The following is a 7,840-nucleotide window of genomic DNA, read 5'->3' as shown; positions in this document are numbered from 1 at the left end:
TCGGATCAGCCGGTCGCAGCCGGTCAGCGCGGCGAGGTGACGCTCACGGGCGGTTTCAACTTCTGCCTGCCGCTGCTGCGCTATCGCACGGGCGATCACGCGTCGCTCGAGCGCCGAGGGGAAGATCTGGTGCTGGTCGGGCTCGAAGGCCGGCCGCCGGTGAAATATCGACGGCACGACGGGCGGTGGTTGAACAACATCGAGATCACCCATGCGCTGCGCCCGATGCCGTTGGTGCAGTTCAGCGTACATCAGCACGAGTCGGGAAAGATCGATGTCGACTATGTAGGCTCGGCGGTCGCGCCCGCGGATGTGGAGCAGGCGCTGAGATCGCTTTTTGGCGCGGACACGGCCTTGCAGATTCGGCAGGTCGGCGGCTTCGAGCGCAAGATCATCCAATACACGTCGGCGTTGCCGGGAGCGCAGGCGTGAGCTGGGAAGTCGCGGCCAATGTGACTTATCTCGTGTCCATTCTGCTGGCCACCCGAAACAGTTGGCACACCTGGTGGACCGGCATCGTCGGCTGCTTGTTGTTCGGCTGGCTGTTCCTGCAAGCAAAGCTGTATGCGGATGTGACGTTGCAAGTGTTCTTCATCGTGACCAGCGTCTACGGCTGGTGGCATTGGCAGCGAGGTCATGAAGGAACGCCGGCACCGATCAGCCGGAGTTCAGCGGGAGAACTTACGATCTGGGCCACGGCGGCGATTGTCGGTGCGATGGGTTACGGAGCACTGCTGTTGAAGTTCACTGACGCCTATGCGCCGTTCGTCGACTCGCTGGTGTTGACCTTCAGCATGCTCGCGCAATTCTTGTTGATGCGCCGGCGTGTGGAAACGTGGTGGTGCTGGCTGATCGTCAATACGATTTCGGTGCCGCTGTATTTGAGCCGCGACTTGCAATTGACCGCCGCGTTTTATGCCGCTTACTGGATCAATGCGTGCGTGGCGATGCGCCACTGGTATGTGCTGTTGGGTCGGGAGCGGACTTTGCAGGTGCCGCAGGTGTCCGGTGCGCAGTGAGTTTTGATTTCGAGTGCGGCCTGGTGGTCGGGAAGTTCGCGCCGCTACACCGAGGCCATCAGTACCTGATCGACACGGCATTGAGTCAGTGCCGGCAGGTGATTCTGTTGTCTTACTCGAATCCCGAGTTGCCAGGCTGCGCTCCCGAGCGTCGTGAAGCTTGGCTTGCCAGGTTATATCCACAGACCACGCGGCTGGTCGTTACCAACGAGCGCTTGGCGCAATGGTTTCCGGGGCAGCAGCGAGTCATTCCTCCGAATAGCGCTACTGATGATGAGCATCGGGAATTCACCGCTGAGTTGATCCGGCATGTGGCGTGCCGGTCCGTCGATGCTGTGTTCACGAGCGAAAGCTATGGCGAGGGCTTTGCTGCCTGTCTCGATCGTTACTTTCGCCGCTTCGACCCTTCAGCCAGGCCAGTGCGGCATGTGCTGGTCGATGAGTCTCGGCGCAGCTTGCCGACCTCGGGCACATCGATCCGCGCCGATGTCCATGCGGCACGCGAGTGGCTGCATCCAGCGGTGTACGCGTCGTTCGTCGAGCGCGTCGTCTGTCTCGGTGGTGAGTCGAGTGGCAAGAGCACACTGACGGAGGCGCTCGCTCGCAAGTTCGGAACGCTGCACGCACCGGAGTTCGGTCGAGAACTGTGGGTGGAGCGGGGTGGTAATCTCACATTCGATGACCTGCTGCTCATCGCTCAAACCCAAGTGACGCGCGAGGAGCGCTTGGCGGAGCAGTCGAATCACTATCTGTTCTGCGATACGTCGCCGCTGACGACGCTGTTCTATTGCCAAGACCTGTTTGGTAGAGCAGCGCCGGAGCTGACGAGCCTGGCCGGGCGCGAGTATCTTCTGACCGTGCTGTGCGCACCAGACTTCGAGTTCGTCCAGGATGGTACGCGTCGGGAATCGGGGTTCCGCTTGCAGCAACACGATTGGTACGTGCGACAATTGCGCCAGCGTGGCATTCGCTACATCGAAGTGCGGGGTAGCGTCGAGTCGCGGGTCGAACAGGTAGTGACCGAGTTGCGCGGGGTTGGAGCTACTCGATCCGACGCTTGATCAGTTCCTCACTCGACTGCTGCAACGTGGTCGCGGTCCGGGTCTTGTGTTTCAACGCCAAGAACACGAACAAGGCATCGATCAACGCCAACTGCGTGACCCGTGAGGCCAGCGGCGCCTGAAAATATTTGATCTCGCTCGGCGTCGCATACAAACAAAAATCGGCGTGGGTGGTGATCGGCGACTTCATGGCGTTGGTCAGGGCGATGGTGGTCGCGCCTTTGGCCTTGGCGACCTCCAGGCACTCCACCGTTTCGCGCGTGGTGCCAGAGAGCGAAATGCCGATGGCGACGTCACCCTTTTCCAGTTGAGTCGAGGCAATCAACTGTATGTGCGAATCGAAATGCGCCGAGGCATGCAAGCCCAGCAATAAGAACTTGCAATAGGCGGTGTGCGCCACTGGATACGACAGGCCGATGGAAAACAATTCGACGCGGCGGCCCTTGTCGATGGCCTGCGCGATCCGCTCGAACTGCGCCGGCGGATTGATTTGCAACGTCTCGCTCAGGCTTTGCGCGTGTACGTGGAAAACCTTCTCGAGCAACGAACCGTTTTCTTGAAATTGCCCGGCCGGTAAACCCGACTGGGCCAGGTCGCGGGCCAAAGCGATCTTAAATTCAGCGAAGCCGGTCAAGCCCACGCGCCGGCAAAAGGCGACGATGGCGCCAACACTGGCGCCGCAGTCTTCCTTGAGCTGCGCGATGGAGGAGCTGATGACTTTCTCCGGGTCGGCCAGCACGCAGTCGGCGATCAACCGGTCGGTGGGATTCAACGACGCCAGGATGCCCTTGATATAGGTGAGCAACGGCCGCCGCGTATCGGCCAGTGTTTCGGCCGAGCTGGATGTCTTGCTAACTGCAGTCTTGCGTCTCACCGGGACATTCTATGGGCAGCCTTGACATCGCACCAGCTGCCGCGTAACGTTGAATTCAGTTCACAATTACTACAACGATACTGAACATAGTTCATCGAAAGTTCAGCATCGAGCCGCAAGCCTCTAGTTGCAAGTCTCAAGGGTGTGTGGGGGTCCTTCCATGTCGCTTGAACCGATCAATCGTCTAATGCAGCACGCTCGTCACCACGACTATGCCGTGGGTTATTTCGAGAGCTGGAGTCTGGATTCCGTGCAGGGCGTAATCGATGCGGCGGAGGCCACGCGTTCGCCCGTCATCATTGGGTTCAATGGCGAATGGCTGGCGGAACGTCAAGGCGCCTCCACCCAGGAGTTGCGCTTGTATGCCGCTATGGGCCGGGCCGCGGCCATCGAGGCCGACGTGCCGGTGGGCTTCATATTCAATGAATGTCCCAACGACGATTGGGTGGAGCACGCCATCGGCGCCGGCTTCAACTTAGTGATGCCCGCGGATCCCGGAGCGCCGTTGGATGACTACACCCGTCGCGTGAAGAAGCTGACCACCCTGGCGCACAGCCAGCAGGTCGCAGTGGAAGCCGATTTCGAAGCGGACGAACTGGACGTGATCGCCTACGCCGAGGGTGCCGCCAAGTTCGTGGCCGATACCGGGATCGATCTGCTCGCGGTCAGCGTGGGTAATGAAGAAATCAAACTGCACGGCCGGCTGCCGCTCGACTTGCAGCGCCTGGAGGCTGTCGGGCGGCGCATCGATATTCCCATGGTGTTGCACGGGGGCACGGGTATCGAGGACGACTCGATCCGGGCCGCCATCCGGCTAGGGGTCAGGAAGATCAACTATGGCACCTATATGAAGCAGAAGTATCTTCGTACCCTGAAGAGCGCGCTGGACACCGACGAGCCCAATCCCCATGCCTTGCTCGGCAACGGCAGCAGCACCGACTTGGTCGTGGTGGGCCGTCAGGTGGTGCGGGATGCGGTGCTGGAGCGCATCGACCTGCTTGGATGCTGCCACAAGGTGTGAGCTATGCCAGACGTGGGTTGTGCCGGACTGCTGGTCGAGGACACCTTTTGCGGTCCGTTGGCGGCGCTGCCGCCGGCGGGAGCCTTGTTGACGCTCGACGACATGCCGGTGCGGGCGGGCGGTTGTGCCGCGAACGTCGCCATCGATCTGGTCAAACAAGGGATCAGTGTCGACCTCGCCGGTTGCGTGGGCCGTGACGGTGCCGCTGACGCTTTGCTCAAAACATTTGCCCAGCAAGACGTCGGCGCTTCGCGAGTCGTGCGCGTCGAGCAATACCCCACCAGCCGCACCGTGATTTTGTTGATCGAAGGGCAGGACCGCCGTTACTTGCATGTGATCGGCGCCAACCGCGCTTTCAACATCGAGCAGATCTCTCATCAATGGCTGTCGTCATTGAAAGTGTTTTATCTGGGCGGTTTGTTTGCTCTGCCAGGCATCGAGTTTTCCAAACTGGCGGCGCTGCTCGCGTTCTGTCGCGAGGCCAAGGTCAAAACCGTGGTGGATGTGGTCGTGCCCCAGGGTCAAGCGGATCAGGCGGGCCAAGCTGGATTGTCACAGTTGAAAGCCTTGCTACCGCTCATCGATGTGTTCCTACCCAATGACGATGAAGCGCGAGCCTTCACTGGTCTGGCGGATCCGTTCGATCAATTGCGCGCCTTCACCGACGCTGGTGCAAATACCGTGATTGTCACGCGAGGCGGACTCGGTTCGGTGGCGGTTCGCGACGGACAGATCTGGAGCTGTGGCGCCTACAGCATGGACGTAGTCGATCCTTCGGGTTCGGGCGATGCCTTCACTTCCGGCGTGATCCGTAGCTTGCTCGAAGGTTGGGGTCTGCCGCGCACGCTGCGTTATGCGAGTGCCGTCGGCGCCTCGGCCACGCGCGCCGCAGGCACCACCGATTCCGTATTCAGCGCCGCCGAAGCCGAAGCGTTTCTGGCCGAGCGTCCACTGACTGTCACCGAGGGGCGTTGAGCATGGATCTGAACATGAAGATGCCGGATCTCGCCACCAATGACGGAGTGGAGCTGGGCGTGACGCGCTGGCTGGTAGCGGTGGGTGACGTGGTCAAGCGCGGCCAACCGTTGTTGGAAGTCGAGACCGATAAAGCCGTTCAAGAAGTCGAGAGCGTGGTCAACGGCACGCTCAAGACCATTCATGTGCAGCCGGGGCAGAAAGTGCCGGTGGGCGCCATCATCGCGACGTTCAAGGTGAGCTGATGTCAGGCTACGAGCGCAAATTCCTGCTGAATCTGTACGAGCGCATGCTCTTGATCCGTGAGTTCGAAGACACGGTCAAGTTTCTGTTTCTCGAAGGCACCATGCCGGGCACGATTCATCAATGCCAAGGCCAAGAAGCCACCGCTGTCGGAGTGTGCGCGGCGCTCGGTGCTGATGACTGGATTACTTCGACGTTCCGCGGTCATGGTCATGCACTGGCCAAAGGCCTGAGCCCGCAGGAACTGATGGATGAATTGTTTGGTGCCGAAACCGGCTGCTGCAAAGGTCGCGGTGGCTCGATGCATGTCGGCAATATGAATAAGGGGATGGTCCCGGGCATTGCCATCGTGGCAGGTGGCATTCCGCTGGCGGCCGGCATGGCGCTGTCGTTCAAATTGGAAAAGAAGCCGCACGTCGTGGCTTCGTTCTTCGGCGACGGTGCGGTCGCCGAGGGTGCTTTCCATGAAGGCGTCAACATGGCCGCTATCTGGAATTTGCCCGTGATTCTGGTGTGCGAAAACAATCTTTACGGCGCTTCGACGCACGTAGATCTGGTGATGAAAAACTCGCGCATCTCCGAGCGAGCGGCGTCTTATGGATTCCGCGGCGAGACGGTGGATGGCAACGATGTGCTGGCTGTTTATGAAGCTTCGCAACGAGCCGTCGCTGAGTGTCGTGCGGGCAAAGGCCCGGTGCTGCTCGAACTACTGACGTATCGTCGCACTGGGCATTCACGTCGCGATCCTTGTCACTATCAACCCAAGGATGAGCGCGAGGCTTGGGCACAGCGCGATCCCATCGATCGCTTCCGGGCCGCGGCGCAAATTACCGCTGCCGACCATGAACTCATCAACACTCGGGTACAAAAGCAGTTGCTCGATGCCGTCGAGCGCGCCAAGTCGGCTCCGCATCCCAGTGCCAGCGGTTTGACCGAGTACGTTTTTGCCGAGGCGTCGCCGCGCCCACCTGCGCTTACAGAACAAATAAACCCCGTCTTGAGCGCAGATGGTTCAACGCGGCGTCTCGGCATTGCTGAAGCGTTGCGCGAAGGGATTGCCGAAGAGATGGCAGCAGACCCGCGCGTGTTTTGTATCGGTGAAGACATTGGCGTGCCGGGAGGCTGGGGTGGTGCTTTCACCGTGACCTTGGGCCTGGAAAAGAAATATCCGGACCGAATGATCAATACGCCCATTGCCGAGCTGGGCTTTTTCGGCCTGGCCACCGGCGCGGCCATGATGGGGCTGCGACCCATCGCCGACGTGCAGTATGGCGACTTCCTGTTCCTGGCCAGCGATCAGATCATCAACAACGCGGCCAAGATGCGTTACATGTCCGGCGGCACGGCTAGCGTTCCATTGGTGATGCGCGCGCCCGTGGGTGCAACCGGTCGCGGCTCGCAGCATGCACAGAATATGGAGCGTTACTTCACTGGTGTGCCCGGCCTCAAAGTAGTCGCGCCGTCCAATGCCTACGACGCCAAGGGTTTGCTCAAGGCCGCGATTCGCGACGGTAATCCGGTGCTGATGTTCGAGCACAAGCTGCTGTATGGCTCGAAGGGCGCGCGTGCCGAAGGCGGTGCCGTCGACGCCTCGAGCGATGTTCCTAATGGAGACTATGTGGTGCCGCTGGGCAAAGCTGCCGTACGACGCGAAGGCAATCGCGTGACGGTGTTGGCCTGGTTGCTGATGGTCCATTACGCCATGCAGGCTGCCGAAGGCATGGATGCGGAAGTCATCGACGTGCGCAGTCTGTCCCCTATCGATTGGGACACCATCGGCGCCTCGGTTCGTAAAACAGGTCGTGCCTTGATCGTGGAAGAAGGGCCGGTGACTGGCGGTGTGGCCGCTGAGATTGCCGCCGGCATCGCGGAGCGTTGGCCGTCCGTGCTGGTCACTCGCGTGGCATCGCCCGATGTGCCAGTGCCGTTCACTCCCGTGCTCGAGAACGCTTATCGACCCGATGTGGCACGCATCTCGACCGGCATGCGACAGATTTTGGAGAGTACCCATGGCTGATACAGAAGCACTTCGAGAAGCCAAAAATTTTCACGAAGGAGTGCCCGTGCACACGCCGGGCTTCTTCCTGCGCGGTGCGGGTTCGCTCGATTGGGGCATGAAGAATCGGCTGGCGCGTATCTTCAATCCAGAAACCGCGCGCACAGTGATGCTCGCCATCGATCATGGTTATTTCCAAGGTCCCACCACGGGCCTGGAACGAGTGGATCTGAACATCGTGCCGCTGATGCCCATGGCGGACGCGCTGATGCTGACGCGAGGCATGCTGCGGACCACCGTGCCACCGGCCATCAACAAGCCCATTGTCATGCGTTGTAGCGGCGGGCCGAGCATTCTGAAAGAGCTGTCCGACGAGCAGCTGGCCGTCGACATCGAAGACGCGATTCGGATGAACGTGTCCGCGCTGACTTTGCAGGTGTTCATCGGCGGTCAGTTCGAAACGCGCTCGGTGCACAACATGACTCGCCTGGTCGACATGGGCATGCGCTATAGCATCCCGACCATGGCCGTCACGGCAGTGGGTAAGGAGCTGACGCGTGATGCGCAGTATCTACGCCTGGCCTGTCGCATCTGTGCGGAGCTGGGTGCGCAGATCGTCAAGACCTATTACTGCTCCGAAGGCTTTGAATC

8 protein-coding genes and 1 pseudogene are annotated in these 7,840 nt (G+C 60.4%); 8 read left to right on the top strand and 1 reads right to left on the bottom strand.

Annotated features, from left to right (window positions below):
* The 3 genes and pseudogenes from JNL55_RS28540 to JNL55_RS28530 form a co-directional block, all read left to right on the top strand.
* A pseudogene (locus JNL55_RS28540) lies at positions 1-432 on the top strand (capsule biosynthesis protein CapK); the annotation flags it as partial.
* Positions 429-1,019, top strand: a complete 591-nt coding sequence (pnuC, locus tag JNL55_RS28535; RefSeq protein ID WP_293862695.1) for a nicotinamide riboside transporter PnuC — start codon at positions 429-431, stop codon at positions 1,017-1,019. The pseudogene JNL55_RS28540 and the gene pnuC, both read left to right, overlap by 4 nt.
* Positions 1,016-2,080, top strand: a complete 1,065-nt coding sequence (locus JNL55_RS28530) for an AAA family ATPase (protein WP_293862693.1) — start codon at positions 1,016-1,018, stop codon at positions 2,078-2,080. Before pnuC ends, JNL55_RS28530 begins: the two co-directional genes overlap by 4 nt.
* On the opposite strand, the gene JNL55_RS28525 is transcribed toward JNL55_RS28530, so the two are convergent.
* The gene (locus JNL55_RS28525; protein ID WP_293862691.1) at positions 2,061-2,954 is read right to left on the bottom strand and encodes a MurR/RpiR family transcriptional regulator; all 894 of its coding nucleotides are present in this window, start codon (positions 2,952-2,954) and stop codon (positions 2,061-2,063) included. The genes JNL55_RS28530 and JNL55_RS28525 overlap by 20 nt on opposite strands.
* Before the next feature lie 160 nt (positions 2,955-3,114).
* Here JNL55_RS28525 and JNL55_RS28520 point away from each other — a divergent pair, with 160 nt between their 5' ends.
* The 5 genes from JNL55_RS28520 to lsrF form a co-directional block, all read left to right on the top strand.
* The gene (locus tag JNL55_RS28520; RefSeq protein WP_293862689.1) at positions 3,115-3,975 is read left to right on the top strand and encodes a class II fructose-bisphosphate aldolase; all 861 of its coding nucleotides are present in this window, start codon (positions 3,115-3,117) and stop codon (positions 3,973-3,975) included.
* 3 nt (positions 3,976-3,978) lie between these two features.
* On the top strand, positions 3,979-4,950 hold the full coding sequence (locus JNL55_RS28515) for a carbohydrate kinase family protein (protein ID WP_293862687.1): 972 nt from the start codon (positions 3,979-3,981) through the stop codon (positions 4,948-4,950).
* A gap of 2 nt (positions 4,951-4,952) precedes the next feature.
* On the top strand, positions 4,953-5,195 hold the full coding sequence (locus JNL55_RS28510; protein ID WP_293862685.1) for a biotin/lipoyl-containing protein: 243 nt from the start codon (positions 4,953-4,955) through the stop codon (positions 5,193-5,195).
* Complete coding sequence (locus JNL55_RS28505; RefSeq protein WP_293862683.1) at positions 5,195-7,210, top strand: dehydrogenase E1 component subunit alpha/beta; 2,016 nt, start codon at positions 5,195-5,197, stop codon at positions 7,208-7,210. The genes JNL55_RS28510 and JNL55_RS28505 overlap by 1 nt, the downstream gene beginning before the upstream one ends.
* Positions 7,203-7,840, top strand: a 638-nt coding sequence (lsrF, locus tag JNL55_RS28500) for a 3-hydroxy-5-phosphonooxypentane-2,4-dione thiolase (RefSeq protein ID WP_293862681.1), incomplete at its 3' end; no start/stop codon positions are given. The genes JNL55_RS28505 and lsrF, both read left to right, overlap by 8 nt.

It is taken from the genome of Steroidobacter sp., assembly GCF_016790065.1.
GTDB lineage: Bacteria > Pseudomonadota > Gammaproteobacteria > Steroidobacterales > Steroidobacteraceae > Steroidobacter.
Note: the sequence above shows the minus strand (reverse complement) of the source record. Positions and strands in the feature narration are given on the sequence as shown.